We start from the raw sequence: 22,652 nt of genomic DNA, 5'->3' as shown, positions 1-22,652 counted from the left end.
GCTTTTTATTAAAATTATTCGCTTAATTGACTAATTGCATATTCAGCTTGCTCTGGGGTAAATTGACTGCCATATTCAGAAACTAATTGGTCATATAAAGCACTATCAGACATCGGAGTATTCTCTTGATATGATTCTGCTGCTTCGACTGCCTCTTTATTGTAATCAACATCAACATTTTCTAAAGCATATTGCGCTGCTTCTTCTGGATATTGTCCTCCATACTCTGATGTTAATTGCTGATATAGTCCAGCTTCTGAGAATGGCATATTATCAACATAATTTTGTGCTTCTCTTAAAGCATTTTTATGTTCTCTTGGAACATCATCTTCTTCATTAGAAGATTTTTCCTCTTGGCTTTCATCGGAAGAGCTAGAGTTTTCTTTGTCTGCTTCTTTTTGGTTAGCATTTTCTTCAGTTTGTGGATCGTTAGAAGCTGAATCATCTCCACCATTTAAAGCCCCAATTACAATACCTAGTAAAACGATGGCTCCAATCACTATTAATACAGTTTTTAGGCATCCGCCACGCTTCTTAATTTCGTTACCATTTTCATCATAATATTTCTTCGCCATTTCATCTTCCTCCAAATAAATAGTTTTATTTCCCTGCTTCATATAATTTTATATTTTTTAAATCATAATTGTATAATTAATTTACTCAAATATTGAAAAGAAGTCGCCTAAACTCAGCTAATGTTTATAGTCACTCCTTTTAGAATCACCTCCATCATTTAGAAGAGAATCAACATGCATTTACAATTATCGGTTTATTAATTTGGTGGCTTAAAAAATTGAAAACAATCGCAATTAAGTTTACCTTTACATATATAGATAAAAAGCAAAAAGTCAGATTTAATTATAATCTGACTTTTTTACTTCAGGCTTTCTGAAACATATTGACTTCTGTAATCTTTCAAATCTATTCCCACTAGTGTGATAATAGAATTTGGATATTTTTGTTGGATACTATGATACGCGCTTGGTTTAGGAAAGATATGATAGTCTTCTAATGCTAACCCTAACACTTCAATAGCCATTTCATAAGCTTGATTAATAGTATCACCTTCTGTCATAGCTTCAGGTATTTCAGGAAATCTTACCATATAACCATTGTCGACTTTTTTAAATATAGCAGGGTATACAACCATAATGATACTCCTTTTTTGATTTTAGTGTTGAACATTTATATTTTAGTGGTTAAGTTTATTTGATTTCACTTTATCATATATTGTTATGACAATGACAAAAGCGATGACAACGATTAAAATAATCACAAGTATTGTAGTTAAAGTAGACATATTATAAACCTCCTAATGTTTATGATATAATAGAAAACACTAGAAGGAAGTCATTCTTCCTAGCGTAAGAAGTATTATTTTTTATTTACTTCTTTTTCATTTTTAATTTTTAAGGACTTAGCCTGATGTATGAATAGCTCAGCTTCAGCTAAGTTCTTTTATTGTTCTAACAAATTAAATTTTGCTTATTATAACATATCTCTAAATTTAATATGAGTTGTTCCTTTACCATTTGTTTATTTGATATAATTGAATACAACATGAATTAATCTTGCACTAGCAGGAGTGATCCGAGAATTATTTTTAAATAACTCCTGGATGAATAATAAGACCCGCATTAGCGGGTGACTAATACAACTTCATGATAAGGGATATAAAGTATGGGAAAGAATAATAAAACTTTTGTTGAAAAAATACCTTTTAGTAAAGAATCGTTAGTTCAATTTCGACAAAGTTACACAAATGATCCGAGCGAAAAAAGTAGATATTTACTCGATTATCCAACTGTTTACATTGCTAATGATAAATATAGAGGCAAGTACTCTGTTTATGTAGGTGAAACAACTGATATTTATAGAAGAACCATTGAACATATGGAGATTGATAATGCCACTCGCGATGAATGGAATTTATTTAATAATAGTGATAATTCATCATTATATATAATTGGAAATGAATTTTTTAATAAGTCATTAACGTTAGATATTGAAAATCGTTTGATGATGTATTTAACAAGTATAGATAATGTCTCTACCATTTACAATCGACGAACAAATGAGCAGGGTGATTATTATACTTCGGAAAAATTAGAAACTATTTTTTCCTCGATATGGCGAAAATTAGTTAATGACAATGCGGAATTATTTCCTATCGAGCGCCATATTAAGGATAAGGCATTATTTAAGGCTTCACCATTCCATAAATTAACTAATGAACAAAAGCGGACAAAAGAGTTGATTAAAGAATATGTTATCGATTGCTTAATTAGTTATGATGGAAAGAATAAACTTATACTTGTAGATGGTGAAGCAGGGTCAGGGAAGACAGTATTATTAAGTAGTTTATTTTACGATTTATTTCAAAACTTTTCTTCTCAAAATACAATTAGTAAATTAAGTCATCTTGATAATTACTTATTAGTTAATCACGATGAACAATTTCATATTTGCCTCGAAATTGCTAAAAAATTAGGTATCGTCACTAAAAGACACCCTAAACGCGTGAGCAAACCTACCACATTTATTAATAATCGATCAACAAGTGAGTTAGCAGATATTACTTTAATTGATGAAGGACATTTACTTTGGACACAAGGAAAACAATCCTATCGTGGTCAAAATCAACTTTTTGATATTATTAAACGGAGTAAAGTAACGATATTAGTATTTGATAAAAATCAGATTCTTCAAGGAAACCAATATTGGAGTAATGAACAATTAGCAAATCTTTATAGCAATGCTGATCGAACAATTAATTTAACTAATCAAATGAGAATTAATTCAAACAAGAAAACTGTTGAATGGATTAGAAATCTTGTTGATTATCGGTCAATTAGCAATATTCCTAAGGATGATATTTTTGAATTGAAGATATTTGATTCCCCAAATACACTGAAAAAAGCTATATTCGAAAAAAATAAACATCAAGAAAACGGTATATTACGAATGATTGCCACGTACGATTGGGAATTCTCAAGTAAATCGTCACATGAATATTTATGGTTAGTTAAAGAAAAAGGTTTTTCGATGCCTTGGAATAACCAATTAAAAGCCAAAAAAGGTGAAAGCAAGCTATCATGGCCAGAACGCTCAAATACCATTTATGAGGTAGGTTCTACATACACTGTACAAGGCCTTGATTTAAACTATGCTGGACTCATTATAGGTCCATCTGTTAAATATCGGAATGGTAAAATTCAATTCGATAAAACGAAAAGTAAAAGTAAAAACGCGACGAATAAACGTCAATTAGGAGATAAAAAGATTGATAATTCAGCAAATTTTCTAAAAAATGAGTTAAATGTCTTATTAACACGAGGTGTCAATGGATTGTATATTTACGCTGTAGATAACGAACTGCAAAATATGTTATTAAAAGCTCAAAAAGGAGAATTATAATGACTAAAGAGATTAAAGAACTAACTGATAAGATTAATCAATTTCGCGATGAACGTGATTGGCGACATTTTCATCAAGAGAAAGATTTAGCCATTTCAATAAGTTTAGAGGCAAATGAGTTGCTAGAGTTATTTCAATGGCAGTCGTCAAAAGAAACTTTAGCAACTGAAATGGACAATCTAAAGGATGAATTAGCTGATGTATTAATTTATTCAATAATGCTAGCTGATAATCTGGATTTAAATATTGCGGATATTATTGAATCAAAACTACAAAAGAATGTTGAAAAATATCCTGTTGAGAAAGCTAAGGGCAATCATAAAAAATATACAGAACTATAAGCAAGTTACTTAAGTTAAAATACTAAAAAGTAACTCATGTAAAAATTTGGTTAAACACCCTCAAATTAAGCTTTTGCACCTATGTCCACTAATCACTATTAGCAGACATAGAACAACGTTTTAAAACAACCTCTTATAAATAACTAACAATATTCATGTTATTTTTATTATTTTCGTTTATTAATATAATTATAGCCACCAGAATTTTTCTGATGGCTTTTTTATTACTAAATATTTATGATTATCTATATGTTGGATCATCTTCATCGCTAAAATCGTCAATATTAAATGTTTCCGTATCAGCAATAAGTGTGGCTAAATCTTCAGAGGATTTTAAACGATTATCTTGAATCATATCTTCAACTAACTGTGACGACATATTTTTATCAGCATCTAAGTCTTGGGCATAAATTTCTGTTGTTCGCACACTTGAATGCCGTAACATTTTTTGCGTTTCTCGCAAGTTTCCACCATTAATCAAACTTAAAGTAGCTGCTGTATGTCGCAAACTATGTGGTGTAATTTTTGCTGATTTGATACCTACTGCTTGATATGCCTTAGTAATAATTCTCGAAATGGTCCGTGTTGACATTCTACCGCCTTTATTACGATTTCCATGAGATGCAAATAAAGGTGCTAACTCAGTATTTATCATCACGCCTTCTTCTTCACGAGCATTGGTATAATCTCTAACCACTTCTTTCGTATGACGAGGTAATATGACAAAATCATCACGTTCGCGATGACCTTTACCTTGCACGTAAATAACCGTATTAGCGCCACGCCGTTGAATATCTTCATAATTTGCTCGGCTCAGCTCTATAAGTCGTAACCCCGTCGTAATGGCTAACAGAATCATCGCATAATCCCGTTTTCCTGTCACTGTATCAGCACCAGCTTTTAAATAATCCAATAGACGATTGACATCTTCGATATCTAATGCGTCTTTAGCATGTCCGTGTGGCACAGGAATTTTACTTTCCGATTGTTTTATTATATTGTCATATAATCCTTCACGTTCTAACCATTTAAAAAATTGATTCAGCATATTTCGGTATGAACGAATCGTACGGTCTTTATAGCGAAAATGATCAATCGCACGTCGCTCCTCGGCAGACAATTTATCATAGTCAATCTGATTAATTGCTAGAAAAGTCTCTTTAGGATGATTAATTAAATCATCAAAATACCGTTCTGCGTCATGATATGTCGGATTCGAGATGTGATGAACCGATAAATATTTAAAAAATGGTTGAATATTCCGTAAATAACTTTCTCGAGTTTTTGCTTGTTTTTGATTAAGATATTTTTGATACCCCTCATAAAATTTCTGAGCATCAAACCTTAATTGATTCGTTGACATCATCCATTGACCCCTTCATCAGAGTTTATGTTAATTATTATAACAAAAGAGATAGGAGACGTGTATTTCATTTCCACCTCCCCTACTCTTTTTATTAATTAACTTTAAAAATATAAAAAGAGTTGGTTTAAACCAACTCTTAACCGAAATATTGTTTAACTATTTATATATTTAGAAATTATGCCATTGAGTCGCAATATCTGAATCGTACTCGCTATTTAGCATCGCAATTAATTTGATGCGCGCTTGTGTTCCATTTAACCGTCCTTCATCAAAAATACAGCCTGCTTGTGCAAGTGCGGCTCCCCCACCTTCACCATCATACAAGCTGACAACACCACCTGTGTAAGCGCGGGAAACAACGACAACGGGAATATTTTTTTCTAACGCTTTATGTACTGCAGGAACAGCTTCAGGGAAAATTTGACCAGCTCCTAATGACTCAATAACTAACCCATCACATCCATTATCGACTAAATAATTTAGGTAATTAGCATTAAAGTCTAGCGCCATACGAATAACATGAACATCCCGAGTAAATGGCTGACTTAAATCAATTGCGAAGTGTGGTTGACGACGTTTATTAACAAAATAAGACACTTTACCATCATATAACACACCTAGAATAGTATTTAAATATGAAGTAAAGGCGTGAAGACCAATACTATTTTTCTTCGTTGCGCCATGAGCAGGGATGATAACTTGATCAAAGACAATTAGAACTCCTTGTCCGCGACTATCAGGATGTGAAGCAGTTAAAACAGCGTCCCGAATATTTGAATGCCCATCAAATCCTAAATCCTCAATACTTAATTGACTACCAGTAAAGACAATAGGCGTATCGGTATCAAAAATTAAATCCATCATATACGCTGTTTCTTCCATCGTATCTGTACCATGTGTTAAAACGATACCATCGACACCTTCATCTAATACGTTTTGAATAGCTTTGGCAATGTCTCTTAAATCCTCTAACGTCATTTCAGAGCTATCAATGCTTTTTACTTCCTTAACATCTATATCGACATCTAAATGCTCTAAATTAGCATTTTCAAGTAACTCATCACCTGTCATAGCTCCCGCCTTCAGTCGACCTGTCTCTGGATCATGCATGGACATAATCGTTCCACCTAAATTAATTAAAGCAATATTTTTTGTCATTTTAAAAACTCCTCCAATCCTAACTTCTGTCAAGTTAGAAAATATCACATCTCTATTTTATCATAGCTTTTTAGAATGCGCTTTAATAATGTCTCTATCATAAATAAAAAGGCCAAGGAACCCTTGACCTTAATAGTGTATTAAAATGGACCGTAATTAATAAGTTGGGCAACGATAATGAAAATAATACTTACAATGGCAAGAATAATCATTAATGGAATATAAAATTTTGCCCAGTCTTGCCACTTCACTTTAGAAATATCTAAAGTCGCCATAAACGTTCCTGATGTTGGATAGAATGGTTTAGCCACACCATCACCTAAAACATAACCTAAAACAGAAACTTGTTGGTTTAAACCAACCATACGAGCTAGTGGCGAAATAATCGGCATAGTAACGACTGCTTTACCTGATCCGGAAGGTACGAAAAAGGCAAATAAAGCAATAAAAATAAAGATAGCCAAAGCACTAAGCATTAATGGCAAGTTTTGAAGAAAATTACCAAAATAATAAACGATCGTGTCTAAAATTTTCGCTTCTTGCATAATAACAGAAATACCTGTAGCAACACCAATCAAGATTGAACCACTCATGACACCGATAGCACCGTCGACAAAACCATCAACAATGTCATCTCCGCCCATGCCACCTACTAAACCAGCAACAGTTCCAAGCAGCACAAATGCTCCAGCCATTTCAATCATGCCCCAGCCTTGAATAATAACAAGAGCAAGAATAACAGCAAATAGCACAATAGCAACAATACCTACCCATTTTTGCTGTTTAGACATCTCATGCGTATCATCAGTATTGGCTTCTGATTCTTTTAATGCACCGATACGTACCGCCTCTTTAGTAGCAGCTTCAGGGTCTGTTTGAATAGATTTTGCATAACGCATTGTATAAATTGTACAGATAATAAATAATACAATAAATAAAATACCACGTAGCCATACTCCAGAAAACATTGGTAACCCTGTAATTTGATGTGAAACCCCAACATTGAATGGGTTAGTCATTGAAGACATAACACCCACAATATGGGTAGATAAGATAACTACCGCTGTGGCCGTTAAATTATTAAATCCTAGACTAATCATTAGTGGAAGGATAATGGGGATATAAACCATTGATAGTTCTTCTGTACCGATGAATGTAGCAATAGCACCTAATACAAACATTAAAATTGGAATAACCCAAACACCATTGTTAGCAAACCGTTGTGAAAGGTTGTATATCGCAATATCGATAACCCCAGTTTTTTTGATCACTTCTAATGAACCAGAAATAATAAGCGTAAAAGCGATAACAGTAGCCGCGTCAACCATCCCTTTTGGAAATGCTGACCAGAAACCTAAAAACCCAACTGGATTTTGGTCAACAAAGTTAAATTGATTAGGATCTGCAACTTCCTGCCCTGTTTCTAACGTCAATGTTCCAAATTTACCTGCTGGAACAATGTACGTCAAGACTGTCACAAACAATAAGAGGAAAAATAAAATAACTAGCGCACTAGGCATTTTAAATTTCTTTTTCTTTTCAGACATACACGTCTTCCTTTCCAAAAAATTTTATCATCCTTTATTATATAAGACTTATGCACAGATAAAAAGGTAAAGTTTATAATTGTTTATACAATTAACTTATTATTATTTTCTGCAAATAAATATATTCTCTTTATTTATACTAAAGAAAATATATTAGTTTTCCGAAACCGTAAATACTCACCCTGATAACTATTTAAACACTTTAGCTTTATTCTTCCCAGCCATAAGTTTCTAAGTCGTGATATTTTTTTGCTGTTCTAGAAACAAAAGGATTCCCTTTAATATAAAAACGAAGTGGGGCTTCTGTCCACTTTCCTTTATTTGGAATGCCGATTCTCGGACCTGATATAATCTCTAAAGGTTGGCGTCTTCCTTCTTCACTTATTTGCAACCGTCCTTCTGTCGCTAAGGTACCATAATCTGCCATTGTCACCCCTAATGCTTGCGTTAATTTCCCCGGTCCATTTGTCCATTCTAATTGAGGTTTATTTCCTCTATTTTTAGCCATCGTATCCTTCCCCTCTATTGGCTGGATTGCACGAATAAGCACACCCTCAGGATTACCGTTTTCCTTTGTAGATATATTAATCATCGTATGTTGCATCATCTGATGAATATAAAAAGTTCCAGCTGGCGCATATAAAGCCTCCACTCTCTTAGACTGATGTCCATGATAAGTATGGGCTGCTTGATCTTTTTCACCTAAATACGCTTCTGTTTCTACAATCCAACCACTTCGTCGTTTCCCGTTTTGAGTATAACTTAATACGCACCCCAATAGTTGCTTAGCAATATCCGTTGTTTCTAATAATGGATTCATGAAAAATTCTGGCATAAAATTCCTCCTATAAATAAATACCATCAAAAAAGGTCGAGACTATTCTCGACCTTTTTAATGACTTTGTCTATTAACTAATATAAGACTATAAAACCATAAGGTAAATCATTGCTGCAATGACTGCACCAATAATAGGACCAACAATTGGAATCCATGAATAGCCCCAATCTGAATCGCCTTTGTTTGCAATTGGTAACACTGCGTGAGCAATGCGTGGACCTAGGTCACGAGCAGGGTTCAGTGCATAACCAGTTGTTCCACCTAGAGACATACCAATTGAAGTAATGATAATACCAACCACCATAGGGCCTACTCCTGAAACAATTTTGTTAGGATCCATAGCCATGATACCCATTACTAAAACGGCTGTTCCGATAATTTCAGATACTAAGTTCCAACCGGTTGAACGGATAGCAGGACCAGTACTGAAGATACCTAAGATTGCTTCAGAATCAGGCGTTTCTTTAAAGTGCGGATAGTAGTTTAACCATACAACTAACGCTCCTAAAAATGCTCCAATCATTTGACCAGCAATATAAGGAACCACTTCAGCCCATGGGAAAGTACCATTAATCGCAAATGCTAATGTGACTGCAGGGTTTAAATGTGCTAATGAAAGAAAACCTGAAACATAAACTCCCATTGTTACAGCTAGACCCCACCCAAGTGTGATAAGTAACCAACCAGTGTCTTGAGCTTTAGATTTATTCAAAGTGACACCAGCAACAACGCCATCACCAAGTAAGACAAGGACAAAAGTCCCAATTAGTTCACCAATAAAACCTTGCATCACAGTTCCTCCTCTTAGTCTTTCAAGTAAGCAAGACTCGTTTCTTTAATTTGTGCTTCTAGCTCTTCTTTTTGAGCTGAAGCTTCTTCATCACTTAAACCTAGATGTTCTTGAATAATTTGAGCGACAGCATCTTTAATTTTTTGCATACGGTCAAATTGGAATAATAGGAATGTTGTCCGGCGTTCAAAGAAGTCTAGTGGTGAATAAACCATTTCTTCTTCTAATGCATAAACTAATCCAAGGGCAACTGATAATTGAATATCGTATTTTTCCGCATATTTTTCTGCTTCTGGGAAGTAGCGTAAAACATTACTCATATTAGATCCATACACTTTTGCTAGACGTTTAGCATCAGCATATTTTAATCCACGTGAAGCACCTAAATTAGCAAATGATTCAATTGATTCTTCAACACGTGTAGGGTCAAACTGACCACCTGAAACAGGGTATGTTTTAGATTTAACTAAAGTATATTTTTTATCATTATTTTCTTCTAAAATAGCGATAATTTGTTTCATCGCACCTTCAGCCATTTTACGGTAATCAGTAATTTTACCACCAGCTAAAGTAATTAAACCTGTTTCACTAATTGATAAATCAGAACCACGTGATACGGAAGAAGGTCCACCATCTCCACGTTCAGACGTATTTGAAGCGACATCAGCTAACATATCTTCTACAGTGTCACGTTCTAATTCATTATGATTATATTTTTCAAAGGCGTCAGCTAATTCATCAAATGTTGTGTTTGATAAACGGCCACTATCGCCACCATTATAGTCGGAAGCATTGTTACCATCGATTAATGGACGTAAACCAGCCCAACTTGTTTCAATATCATCTAACGTAATATTTGCTTTAGGGAAACGACGGTTAACAACACGTAATAAGTAATCTACGTCATCTTGACTTACGGTTGGTTTTTCAAAGTCGCCATCGTAATCCGTATCAGTTGTACCGAAGTAAGTTTTTTCTTCACGAGGGATAACGAAAACCATCCGACCATCTTGTTCCCCGCTATCGAAGTAAGTTGGTTGGTTAACTTTGATTTTACTGTTATCAACCGTTAAGTGAACCCCTTTAGTTGGACGCATTTGAGATGGGTAATCTTTTTTCTCGTCAAGATCACGAATAGTGTCACTCCAAGGACCAGTAGTGTTAATAACTAATTGTGTTTTGATAGTAAATTTATCACCAGTTAATGCGTCTTCTACTTCAACACCATTGATTTTATCGCCATCATAAGTGAAACCAATTGCTTTGGCATGACTTAACATATCTGCACCGTCAGCATTCGCTTGTTTAATATTTTCAATGGTTAAACGAGAGTCATTGTTATTGAAGTCTAAGTAGACACCACCACAAATTAGACCATCTTCCATAACACCTGGTTGTTTTTGGATAACTTCTTCTTTGCTTAACATTTTGTTAGCAAATTTAGAGTTTTTTACTCCAGCTAGTGAGTCATATAAATCCATAGCGACTTGTAGACGGAATGGATTAAAAGTCACATCTTCTTCATCATATAACGGCATTAACATTGGGTCTGGTTGTGGAATATGTGGTGCAATTTGTTGAACAACTGCACGTTCTGTAACCGTATCAGCAACAACTTCAATGTCGAATTGTTTTAAGTAACGAATACCACCGTGAACTAATTTAGTTGAACGTGAACTTGTTCCTTCTGAGAAGTCTTGCATTTCAATTAAAGCGGTTTTAACACCACTTGCAGCGGCTTGAATCGCTACCCCTGCACCAGTAATTCCTCCACCGATGATAACAAGTTCATAATCATCTGATTTTAAATTATTTTTAATATCTTCACGATCTTTAAATGAGAATTTTGGCATTTATATTCTTCCTTTCTATTATTCGTGATCAGGAATTTCCCGGTCAACTTCTGCAAAAACTTGTGTTGCTTTCACTGCTTGTTTCCAACCACGATATAGAATCTCTTTACGCGTATCATTCATTTGTGGTTGGTAACTTTGGCCATCTGTTTGCATCTCTTTAATTTCATCGATATCTTTCCAGAAACCAATCGCTAAACCAGCTAAGTAAGCAGCACCTAAAGCAGTTGTTTCTAAATTAGCTGCTCGTTCAATTTCGATACCAGTAATATCAGATTGGAACTGCATTAAATAATCATTCATTGCTGCTCCACCATCCACTTTTAATAATGGAATATCAATACCGGTGTCACGTGCCATTGTATCAGTAACATCACGAACTTGGTAGGCAATTGATTGTAAAGTTGCTTTAACAAAGTCAGCACGTGTGGTTCCACGAGTTAAACCAAAGATAGATCCACGCGCTTCAGAGTTCCAATATGGTGCTCCTAAACCTGTAAACGCTGGCACAATATAAACTTCATCTTCATTATCAGATTTATGCGCTAACTCTTCACTTTCAGCTGCATCTTTAATCATTTCTAATCCATCACGAACCCATTGAATAGCAGATCCAGCAATAAATATAGAACCTTCTAAGGCATAAGTGACTTCATCACCAATGACAAAACCAACTGTTGTTAATAAGTTATTTTTAGATAATTGCACTTCATTACCAGCATTCATCACGATAAATGAACCGGTTCCATAAGTTGATTTTACCATACCTTTTTCGGTAGCTAATTGACCAAATAAGGCTGCTTGTTGGTCACCAGCAAGACCCGTAATTGGTACTTCTTGGCCGAAGAAATGATAATTTTTCGACGTTCCATAATTTTCTGAGTTAGAAACAAGTTCTGGCAACATTACTTTTGGAATATCTAAGATATCTAAAATTTCGTCATCCCATTCTAATGTTTCTAAATTCATTAGCATCGTACGTGATGCATTAGAATAATCGGTGATATGACGTTCGCCGCCAGTTAATTTCCATACTAACCATGTTTCAATGGTACCGAATAACAATTCCCCATTTTCAGCACGTTCTTGCGCACCATCCACACGGTCTAAAATCCAACGAATTTTTGTAGCTGAGAAATATGGGTCGAGAACTAACCCTGTTTTTTTACGAATTAGTTCTTCATGTCCTTGATTTTTCAATGATTCGACAATAGGAGCCGTTTGACGTGATTGCCATACAATCGCGTTATAAATCGGTTTACCCGTTTCTTTGTCCCAAATAACTGTTGTTTCACGTTGGTTAGTAATCCCAATACCAGCAATACTAGCGGGATCAATACCGCCATTGATAAGTGCTCCGGCAATAACTGATTGCACGGAAATCCAAATATCATTAGCGTTATGTTCTACCCACCCTGACTTTGGAAAAATTTGTTCAAATTCTTTTTGACTACTTGCAACAGTCTCCCCTGCGTGATTATAAATAACTGCACGGGAGCTTGTCGTTCCCTGGTCAATCGCCATTATATATTTTTTTTCTTCCGACACTTTAATACCCTCCTTATTGAATACGCTTTCCATATTACGACCTAACTTTACCATGACCCTTAAGCGTTTTCAATTACTTTCACTCACGAAAAACAAGCCTTATTTTTGAATAAATTAATCAAAATCATTAAAAATGTTGGTATATCAATCTTTTTAAGCTATATCATTAAACACATAGTCATCAACAAAATTTAATTAACTGATGATTTAGTACAATAAATGTACTTTAATACACTATGATGACTATTTTTAAGAGAATATAAAAAGGATGAAGCAATACACTTCACCCTACAAATACAATTTTGTATGCAATTATTTGCTAAATTTTTCGCCAAGAAGTAGGAGATAATAGGACTAGCATTGGATAGATTTCTAATCGCCCCATTATCATTCCGAAACTCATGATAATTTTGGAAAATCCATTTAATTGAACATAATCTTCTGAAGGTCCAAGCAAATCTAAACTTCCCCCAATATTACTTAATGTCGCAATAGTAGCACTAAAGGCACTAGAAAAATTACTTGTATCAAAACTTAAAATGATAAGTAGTACCACAAACATTAATAGATAGGTCATTAAATAGAAGGCAATCCCTCGCTGCTCCCGATTACCAAGCGCACGACCATTAAAAGTAATGGAAACTACTCGATTAGGCGACACAATTTTTCTCAATTCCTGACGGATTGATTTCAAGAAAATACCTATTCGAATGACTTTAAGTCCTGAAGTAGTCGATCCTGACATCGCACCTGTAAACATTAACACTAGTAATATAATATGAGTCGTTACAGGCCACTTTAATAAATCAAGATTGGTATAGGCAGTTGTTGACATGACTGATGTCACATTAAAGAAAACATCACCAATCATTACTCCTAAATTATCGTACAGCGGTAGTAAGGTAAATGCGATAATCGCACAACTGACTCCAATAATCATTAAATACCATTTCAACTCTTCATCACGTAAGACATCTCGCACTTTACCAATCACAATTAAATAGAAGAAGTTAAAATTCATCCCAAAAATCATCATTGCAAAGGCCAAGACGGTTTCTACATATTGAGAATTATAATGACCAATAGAGGCGGGATAAATATTAAATCCACCCGTCCCAGCAACTCCCATCGCAAGAAGCATGGCTTCAAACCATGGAACATCTCCCCATCGTAGTAATAGTGTTACTACAAATGTCAAGAAAATATAGACACCATATAAAATTAAAATCGAATGACTCACACGTGATTCAATTTTACTCTGATTCGGTCCTGGAAGCTCAGCTCGCATAACATGAACCCCTTTAGCGCCAAAATTGGGAATAATGTACATTAAAAAGATGAGCATCCCCATTCCACCAATTAATAAGGTAAAACTGCGCCAAAACATTAGGGCTTCTGGAAGTGCTGTTAGGCTCTCGCTTAAGACGCTAGCGCCTGTTGTTGTAAAACCCGAAACTGATTCAAAAATGGCGTCAATTGGTGATTTAACTGCACCACTTAAATAAAAAGGTAATGCACCAAAAACCCCATAAGTTATCCAAGATAATGCGACTAATGCATACCCTTCACGAGAGAAAAATAACGCATTTTTGGGCATTTTATAAGATAGTGCATACCCTACCGCTAAACATAATAAAATACTAACAAAGAAAGCATACATCATTTTGGCATCATTTTGATAAATAAAACCAACAAACACTGGAATTGTCATTAAAATGCCTAAAACCATTAATAAACGACCAATAAGAAAGCGAATAAATGCCCAATTCATTTATTTCACCTTTCTTTTTAAAATATCTTTAATTTCAAGAATATTTTTGTGATTATTGATAATCAATACATGGTCATCTGGCTGAAGCTCATCAAATCCCGTTGGTAAAATGACTTCTCCGTCACGAATAATAATTCCTATCACAATATGATCTTTTAGTGGTAAATCCTTAATTGGAGTTCCACAGATAGGACTATCCTCCGCTAATCGAAATTCTAATGCTTCTGTTTTTTCATTTCCTAACCGTGCATAGTTTTCTAAGTAGCCTCCTCGCTCTTTTCGTAAAGAACGTACCCCACGAATAACCGCATCAGATATCGAAATACGAGGAGACAGAATAGCATCTAATTGGCTCGCATCAAGTAAATCAGTTAAGCCCACACGATTCACTTTCGTAATTGTTTTTGTAACTCCCTCTCGATGCGCAAATAAGGAAACCATAATATTTTCTTCATCACTATTGGTTAGTGATAGCGATAATTCAAAATTATAAATTCGTTGTTCCCGTAAAAAAATTTGATCCGTTCCATCCCCGACAATCACTTCTGCCATTGGGAGGCGACTGGCAATGACTTTTGCTCGATCTTCATCACGTTCTATAATTCGTGTTCGAATTCCTCTAGCATGCAACGCCGGAACGAGATAGTGGTTTACACGACTTCCCCCAATAATTAAGGCTGTTCGATAGCGTTGATGGGCTTTATGGCCTGCAAGTTCACAAAACTGATTTAACACTTTCTTAGGCGCAAATAAATCCACTTGATCCTTCGCTTGGAGTGTCGTATCCCCACTAGGGATAATCGTTTCATCACCGCGCTCAATAACAACCATAACTAAATCTGGTATCTTTTGACGAATATCACTTACCGCCATACCATCCGGAAAACTATCTGCCAATATGCGAACTTTTACTAATTGGACGCGGTTATGATAAAACGGTTCGACATTACTAGCTGATGGAAAGTCAATCACATGTAAGATATCATTAGCGGCTTCTCTGTCCTGATTAATGATTAAATCGATATCAAATTTTTGTTTGATAAAACTTTCATTATCCGTAAATTCTCGATTTCGTGCGCGAATAATTGTATATTCAGCCCCAAGGTTTTTGGCTAACATTGCAGAAATCACATTCACTTCATCAGACGGGGTTGCAGAAATAACTACTTTAGCTTGTGTCACTCCAGCATCTTTTAACACATTAATATCGGTACCAATCCCAGTTACACCTTTAATATCAATCTCATCAATTAATCGATTTAATACATCTGGATTTTTATCAATTAGGGTAATCTGATGTCCCTCGTCATTTAAATCCTCAATTATTTTCTGACCTAGTTTGCCACCACCAATAACAATAACTTCCATTCATTCCCCTACTTTCTCCCATAATCCGTTTCATTATAACACCCTCTATCGGTTCATTGAAAGATAGGAGATAATTTAGACAAATAAAAAAGCTGAGCTAGCTTTTGCTAACTCAGCATTATCTTGGCTGTTATCCTTCAATTTTTGCTGTTAAAACGGGCACCACTTGTTTTTTACGTGACACAACACCAGGCATTGGTAATTGAGAATCGTTGACTTCTGCATCGAAAGCTTGGCCAACATAAGGAAGCAGCTCTTCTTTACCGACAACTAAACCTTCTGAATCATTCGTTAAAATATTTGTCACAATTAATAAGAAAGTATCATAACCATTATCGATACTTAACCCTTGCATTTTTTCCAACATTTCATCTTTACGGTTTAACACGTCATCAATATCGACAACATTGATTTGACCAATGCGAACTTTGTAATCACCCATATCGAATGATTTAGCATCACCATCGACAATTTCTTCAGCATCTTTGTTATCAACATTAGTACCTGATTTTAGAAGAGCGATACCATAATCATCTAAGTTAACTCCTGCTAATTCAGCTAATTTAGCGGCTACTTCTTTGTCACGATCAGTTGTTGTTGGTGATTTTAATAATAACGTATCAGAAATAATCGCAGATAACATTAATCCCGCTAATTTTTCAGGAATATCAATTCCTGCTTCTTGGAACAAGCCATATAAGATTGTTTGAGTACATCCAAATGGACGCGCTAAATAAAAAATGGGATCAGCCGTTTCGAAATTCGCTATCCGATGATGATCGACTACAGAATGGATACTTACTTTGTCACGATCATCAACTGATTGTTGTGCTTCATTATGGTCTACTAGGGCAACAATATCTGTTTCATCAGCTACAGTTATCACAACACGAGGAGCTTCATAACCAAATTGGTCTAGCGCATAAGCTGTTTCTTCATTTGCTTCTCCTAAAGCAACTGGTTCTGCTTCTACACCTTGTTCAGATAATAAATAAGCATAAGCGATAGCTGATGTAATGGCATCAGTATCTGGATTTTTATGACCAAAAACTAAGACTTTACTCACGTAATCTCCTTCTTTCTATTTGATTAAGTTTATTTTAGCATATTGACTTATGAATTAAAATTCCTCATGTTCCTCTGGATCTTGGTTGGCTAGACGGCCATCTGCCCGTGAATAACTAGAAATAGTGGCTAATTCTTCATCTGTTAACTCAAAGTCAAAAACATCAAAGTTTTCAGCTAGTCGTTCTGGTTTAGAAGATTTTGGAATAGCCATCACTCCACGTTGTAAATGCCAACGCAAAATGACTTGTGCAGGCGTTTTTCCATATTTTTGAGCAATAGTTACGATTTTTGGTAATTCTAATACAGATTCTGCTACTTTCTCATTGGCGCGACCTAAAGGACACCATGCTTGCGTAATAATTCCTTGCGATTGATGGTAAGCTAATAATTCTGCTTGTTCAAAATAAGGATGCAATTCAATTTGGTTTAAAACGGGTTTTTCGCCTGTTTCTTCAATTAAACGTTCAATATAATCTTGAGTAAAATTGCTAACCCCAATTTCTTTTACCCAACCACGTTTTTTAGCTTCAATCAAAGCTTTCCAAGCATCAACATATTGGTCTTGTTTAGGATTTGGCCAATGAATTAAATATAAATCAAAATAATTTAATCCGGTCCGATAAAGAGACTCTTCAATCGTCGTTAATGCTGACTCATAATCATGATAACGTCCAGGTAATTTTGAAGCGACTTGGATATCTTCACGATTAACAGATGATTGACGAATAGCTTCACCTACTGTTCCTTCATTTTCATAATTATAAGCGGTATCTAAATAGCGATAACCTATTTCAAGAGCAGCAGCAATCGCATCGACACCCATTTTCCCTCTTAGTTTATAGGTTCCCATACCTAATTGTGGAATTTGAAAGTCATTATATGCAGTATACATCGGTATTGACATCTAACCTTCTCCTTTATAAATGTTTCTTCTATAAATGCATTATAGCAGTAAACCCATAATGACGTAAAACATGATAACTTATTAATCAATCTCAATAGTTTCTAAGTCAAATAAAGGTGTCACACGTTGAACTTCCCCTAGTTTACTTTCATCAATCATTTTGGATCCATTACTGTAACGTTCACCTATTGGAATATCTACCGCTTTAAAAGTTTGTTGAGAGCCTTGACTACCGATTACTTCAAAAGTTTGTTGACTATCCCATACTTTTTGAACACTCACTAAACGATGAGGATGAGTTTTTAATTCTTTTAGGCTCGTTAGTCCTCGTTTCGCACGACCTAATTGATTGATGTCAGACCATTTTAACCGTTTCATATGTCCCCGTTGAGTCACCATTAAGACTTGATGATTAGGCTGAGGCATCGCTTCAAACACCATATTAACGACAAAATCGTCTTTCTTAAGATTTACCGACTTGACCCCTTTAGCACGCGTACCGACTTCATTAATTTCTGAAATCGGATAACGTAATGTAAAACCAAAGTGCGTAAAAATAATAACTTCGCCTACTTTATCATCCGTATCGTGAGGCACGAGATAGACATTGACAACTTCATCTTGATCATTCGATAATTTCATCGCCATCCCCGCTTTGTTACGATGGCCGCGGAATGATTGAAACTCACTTAATTGGGTTTGTTTAATCATTCCAGCTTTCGTAGCTAATACTAGCTTATCTTGAGAGGATTCTTGATACGGATATACTGCTAAAATAAATTCATCCGCTGCTAGAGGAATCCGTTGAGATAAATGCTCACCCATATCTTTCCAGCGAATATCTTGTAATTCATGAACGGGTTGGAAAATATATTGACCTTTACTTGTTAAAATAACTAACTGATCCAATGTTGAGTGTGTATGAACATAGATTGGTTGATCACCATCACGTAATCCTAGCTCAGTCATTCCACTAGATTTTACCGATCTTAAACTTGTTCGTTTGATATAGCCTAGGCGAGTTACGACTGTCATCACCGTTTCTTCACTAATCAATAGTTCTTTTTCAATCACAATCTTATCAACTGTGGCTTGAATTTCAGTACGTCGTGGTGTTGCATAAGCTTTTTTGATACCCTTAAGTTCATTTTTCATCACACTAAATAGGACGTAATCATCATTTAAAATAGCTTGATAGGAAGCAATTTGCTCATTTAAGTCTAAGCGTTCATTTTGTAAGTCCGTAATATCCGTATTAGTTAAACGATAAAGTTGTAAACTGACAATAGCTTCAGCTTGAGCTTCAGTAAAATCATACTGTGACACTAAATTACGTTTTGCATCTGCTTTGTTTTCTGAATCACGAATCGTATGAATAACATCATCTAAAATTGATAACGCCTTAACCAATCCTTCAACAATATGTAATCGCCGTTGCGCTTTTTCCAAATCAAATGCTGTCCGTTGACGAATAATCGTATAACGATGGTTGATATATGCTTGTAAAATATCTTTTAACCCTAGTTGCTCTGGACGTTGGTCATGGATAGCTACCATATTAAAATTATAATTCACTTGTAAGTCAGAATTCTTATAGAAATATTGTAATATGGCTTCAGCATTCGCATCTTTTTTGAGTTCCACAACAATTCTTAACCCATTACGGTCACTTTCATCGCGAACCTCTGAGATGCCATCAATTCCTTTACTTAACCGTAGCTCATCCATTCTTCGAACTAAAGTGGCTTTATTCACTTCAAATGGAATTTCGGTGATGACAATTTGATGTTTACCACCTCGTAACGTTTCCATATTATGACGCGAACGAACAACTACTTTCCCACGTCCAGTTTGGTAAGCTTTTTTCAGTTCTTTTTCTCCCTGAACAATCGCACCAGTAGGAAAATCTGGTCCTTTTACAAAAGTCATTAACTTATCTAATGAAGCATTAGGATGGTCAATTAAATAGGTGGTTGCATCAACAACTTCCCCTAAATTATGCGTAGGAATTTCTGTCGCATATCCAGCTGAAATTCCTGAAGCCCCGTTGACCAATAAGTTAGGAAAACCTGCTGGTAAAACAGTGGGTTCTTCGGTTGTATCATCGAAATTTAACATCGTTTCTACAGTATTTTTATCTAAATCACGTAATAATTCATCCGCGATTTTGGATAATCGTGCCTCAGTGTATCGCATCGCGGCTGCTGAGTCACCATCCATTGACCCATTATTTCCATGCATTTCGATTAAGACATCACGGTTTTTCCACTCTTGGCTCATCCGTACCATCGCTTCATAGACTGAGCTATCGCCATGGGGATGATAGTTACCAATAACATTACCTACTGTTTTAGCAGATTTACGAAAATTGTTAGTAGAAACATTTCCTTCTTGAAACATCGCATAAAGGATCCGTCGTTGAACAGGCTTTAGCCCATCTCGAACATCAGGTAACGCACGATCTTGAATAATATATTTGGAATAACGTCCGAAGCGATCCCCCATAACCTCTTCTAAACTTAATTCTTGAATATCTATCATGATTCCATATCTCCTTCGTCAAATAGGCTCATTTGATTCGCTGATGTTTGTTCGCTTAATATCGTATCAGCTTTTTGACGTAATTGTTCTTCGCCTTCACCATTTGCTTGATCATCCGTCACATTTTCTAATAAGTTATCTGAATCATCCATAGTAAAAGCAACGTTTGATTCAATCCATTTCCGTCTTGGAGGCACTTTATTACCCATTAAAACGGAAACGCGTTTTTCAGCTAGGCTTAAGTCATTTAACGTTACACGCACCAATGTTCGCGATTCTGGATTCATAGTCGTTTCCCAAAGCTGATCCGCATTCATTTCACCGAGACCTTTATACCGTTGAAGGGTATACCCTTTTCCCATTGTTTTAGTCACGTCTGCCAACTCTTCATCTGTCCAAGCATAAGCGACTTTTTCTTTTTTTCCTTTACCACGAGATAATTTATATAACGGTGGCATTGCCAAATACACTTTACCTGCTTCTACTAGAGGACGCATATACCGATAAAAGAAGGTTAAAAGTAATACTTGAATGTGAGCACCATCTGTATCGGCATCTGTCATAATAATTACCTTATCGTAATTTGCATCCTCAATATCAAATTCAGGGCCAATTCCAGCACCAATCGTATAAATAATGGTATTTAACTCTTCATTTTTCAAAATATCTTGAATATTTGCTTTTTCAGTATTTAACACTTTACCACGTAAAGGTAAAATGGCTTGAAATTTACGATCACGACCTTGTTTTGCAGACCCTCCTGCAGAGTCTCCTTCGACTAGGAATAGCTCATTTTTTTTCGCATTTCGTCCTTGAGCTGGCGTTAATTTCCCTGATAAAATCGTTTCTTTTCCTTTTTTCTTAGTACCCGTTCGACTTTCTTCACGAGCTTTACGGGCAGCATCTCGAGCCTCCCGAGCTTTTAATGCTTTTCGAACTAACATTTGAGCGGTTTCACCGTTCTCAATTAGAAAAACAGATAGGCGACTATTCACTAATGCTTCCGTTGCTGGACGTGCTTTTGGTGTCCCCAATTTTCCTTTTGTTTGGCCTTCAAATTGTAGGTATTCTTCAGGAATACGGACAGATAAGACAGCTGTATATCCTTCCCTAACATCTGTTCCTTCTAGATTTTTTTCTTTTGGTTTCAACAACTCTACTTTTCTCGCATATTCATTAAATGCTTTGGTTAGCCCTGTTCGCATCCCTGATTCATGCGTTCCACCATCAGCTGTTCTCACATTGTTGACAAATGATAGGACTGTCTCGGAATAGCCATCGTTATATTGAAAAGCAATTTCAATTTCAAAATCATTTTCCGTTCCTTTAAAGAAGACAATATCATGCAATGTGTCTTTGTCTTCATTTAAATAGGCCACAAATTCTTTAATTCCTTCTTCAAAGTGGAAGGTATCTTCTTCATCGGTGTTTTCATCTTTAAAATGAATCGTTAAATCTTTCAGTAAGAAAGCAGATTCTCTGAGATGTTCACGAATTGTTTGTGCATCAAATTGTGCTCGTCCAAATACTTCTTGGCTAGGTTTAAATGTCACCGTAGTCCCGGTTTTACGACCTTTATACGTTGTCGTCTTCGGTTTATTAGGATGACCACCATTAGTAAATTTCTGTTCGTAACATTTCCCATCGCGGCGAACAGAAACCGTCATCCACTCAGAAAGTGCGTTAACAACACTTGAACCGACACCATGAAGTCCACCAGAGGTTTTATAGCCACTACCGCCAAATTTCCCCCCGGCGTGTAGCACCGTTAAAATCACTTCAACAGTTGGTCGACCGCTTGCATGTTGTCCAATTGGCATCCCACGACCATTGTCTTCAACGGTTACACTACCATCTGTATGTAAGGTAACCCAAATATTGTCACAATATCCAGAAAGAGCCTCATCTATTGAATTGTCAACAATCTCGTAAATCAAATGATGTAACCCATGAGTATCTGTTGACCCAATATACATACCAGGTCGTTTACGGACTGCTTCCAATCCCTCTAAAACTTGGATAGATTGTTCATTATATTCTTGATTTTTTGGCTTTTCCATCTCAACAACCCCTTCTACTCAATCTTAATTATCATACTTTACTTTTAATATTTTCACAACACATCTAAGCTTGTATCTAAAT

17 protein-coding genes are annotated in these 22,652 nt (G+C 35.6%); 2 read left to right on the top strand and 15 right to left on the bottom strand.

What is annotated here, in order from left to right:
- Positions 1 to 14: 14 nt before the first annotated feature.
- Positions 15 to 575, bottom strand: a complete 561-nt coding sequence (locus B8955_RS02450; RefSeq protein WP_084098183.1) for an Ltp family lipoprotein — start codon at positions 573 to 575, stop codon at positions 15 to 17.
- Positions 576 to 874: 299 nt separating this feature from the next.
- Positions 875 to 1,150 (bottom strand): type II toxin-antitoxin system HicB family antitoxin, encoded by a 276-nt coding sequence (locus B8955_RS02445; RefSeq protein ID WP_084098181.1) that lies wholly within the window; start codon positions 1,148 to 1,150, stop codon positions 875 to 877.
- 530 nt (positions 1,151 to 1,680) lie between these two features.
- On the opposite strand from B8955_RS02445, the gene B8955_RS02440 reads away from it, so the two are divergent.
- Both B8955_RS02440 and B8955_RS02435 read left to right on the top strand, forming a co-directional pair.
- Positions 1,681 to 3,417 (top strand): DNA/RNA helicase domain-containing protein, encoded by a 1,737-nt coding sequence (locus B8955_RS02440; protein ID WP_084098180.1) that lies wholly within the window; start codon positions 1,681 to 1,683, stop codon positions 3,415 to 3,417.
- Positions 3,417 to 3,758: a nucleotide pyrophosphohydrolase gene (locus B8955_RS02435; RefSeq protein ID WP_084098178.1), complete on the top strand. Its 342-nt coding sequence runs from the start codon at positions 3,417 to 3,419 to the stop codon at positions 3,756 to 3,758. The genes B8955_RS02440 and B8955_RS02435 overlap by 1 nt, the downstream gene beginning before the upstream one ends.
- A 241-nt stretch (positions 3,759 to 3,999) precedes the next feature.
- Here the strand turns inward: B8955_RS02435 and B8955_RS02430 are convergent, their stop codons facing one another.
- The 13 genes from B8955_RS02430 to parE all read right to left on the bottom strand — a co-directional run bounded on the left by B8955_RS02430 (position 4,000) and on the right by parE (position 22,570).
- Positions 4,000 to 5,124 carry a tyrosine-type recombinase/integrase gene (locus B8955_RS02430; RefSeq protein ID WP_234983504.1) on the bottom strand — a complete coding sequence of 375 codons (1,125 nt, stop codon included), beginning with the start codon at positions 5,122 to 5,124 and terminating at the stop codon, positions 4,000 to 4,002.
- Between the two features lie 168 nt (positions 5,125 to 5,292).
- The gene (locus B8955_RS02425; protein ID WP_084098176.1) at positions 5,293 to 6,282 is read right to left on the bottom strand and encodes an asparaginase; all 990 of its coding nucleotides are present in this window, start codon (positions 6,280 to 6,282) and stop codon (positions 5,293 to 5,295) included.
- Between the two features lie 140 nt (positions 6,283 to 6,422).
- Positions 6,423 to 7,829 carry a YfcC family protein gene (locus B8955_RS02420; RefSeq protein ID WP_084098174.1) on the bottom strand — a complete coding sequence of 469 codons (1,407 nt, stop codon included), beginning with the start codon at positions 7,827 to 7,829 and terminating at the stop codon, positions 6,423 to 6,425.
- A 208-nt stretch (positions 7,830 to 8,037) separates the two neighbouring features.
- Positions 8,038 to 8,664 (bottom strand): DNA-3-methyladenine glycosylase, encoded by a 627-nt coding sequence (locus B8955_RS02415; protein ID WP_234983503.1) that lies wholly within the window; start codon positions 8,662 to 8,664, stop codon positions 8,038 to 8,040.
- An 88-nt stretch (positions 8,665 to 8,752) separates the two neighbouring features.
- Positions 8,753 to 9,457 (bottom strand): MIP/aquaporin family protein, encoded by a 705-nt coding sequence (locus tag B8955_RS02410; RefSeq protein ID WP_084098172.1) that lies wholly within the window; start codon positions 9,455 to 9,457, stop codon positions 8,753 to 8,755.
- A 14-nt stretch (positions 9,458 to 9,471) separates the two neighbouring features.
- A complete protein-coding gene (gene glpO, locus B8955_RS02405) occupies positions 9,472 to 11,310 on the bottom strand; it encodes a type 1 glycerol-3-phosphate oxidase (RefSeq protein WP_084098170.1) in 1,839 nt (612 codons plus the stop codon).
- An 18-nt stretch (positions 11,311 to 11,328) separates the two neighbouring features.
- Positions 11,329 to 12,858 carry a glycerol kinase GlpK gene (gene glpK, locus B8955_RS02400; protein WP_143238344.1) on the bottom strand — a complete coding sequence of 510 codons (1,530 nt, stop codon included), beginning with the start codon at positions 12,856 to 12,858 and terminating at the stop codon, positions 11,329 to 11,331.
- A gap of 319 nt (positions 12,859 to 13,177) precedes the next feature.
- Positions 13,178 to 14,629 (bottom strand): TrkH family potassium uptake protein, encoded by a 1,452-nt coding sequence (locus B8955_RS02395; RefSeq protein WP_084098166.1) that lies wholly within the window; start codon positions 14,627 to 14,629, stop codon positions 13,178 to 13,180.
- On the bottom strand, positions 14,630 to 15,997 hold the full coding sequence (gene trkA, locus B8955_RS02390) for a Trk system potassium transporter TrkA (protein WP_084098164.1): 1,368 nt from the start codon (positions 15,995 to 15,997) through the stop codon (positions 14,630 to 14,632).
- Between the two features lie 130 nt (positions 15,998 to 16,127).
- Entirely contained in the window at positions 16,128 to 17,063 is a 936-nt protein-coding gene (locus B8955_RS02385) for a manganese-dependent inorganic pyrophosphatase (protein WP_084098163.1), read from the bottom strand.
- Between the two features lie 54 nt (positions 17,064 to 17,117).
- A complete protein-coding gene (locus tag B8955_RS02380) occupies positions 17,118 to 17,969 on the bottom strand; it encodes an aldo/keto reductase (RefSeq protein WP_084098161.1) in 852 nt (283 codons plus the stop codon).
- Between the two features lie 81 nt (positions 17,970 to 18,050).
- A complete protein-coding gene (parC, locus tag B8955_RS02375; RefSeq protein WP_084098159.1) occupies positions 18,051 to 20,510 on the bottom strand; it encodes a DNA topoisomerase IV subunit A in 2,460 nt (819 codons plus the stop codon).
- Entirely contained in the window at positions 20,507 to 22,570 is a 2,064-nt protein-coding gene (gene parE / locus B8955_RS02370; protein WP_084098157.1) for a DNA topoisomerase IV subunit B, read from the bottom strand. The genes parC and parE overlap by 4 nt, the downstream gene beginning before the upstream one ends.
- Positions 22,571 to 22,652: the final 82 nt, after the last annotated feature.

The sequence above is a fragment of the Aerococcus suis genome, from assembly GCF_900176325.1.
Classification (GTDB): domain Bacteria; phylum Bacillota; class Bacilli; order Lactobacillales; family Aerococcaceae; genus Aerococcus; species Aerococcus suis.
The sequence above is the reverse complement of the archived record's forward strand: the minus strand, read 5'-3'. Positions and strand labels throughout refer to the sequence as shown.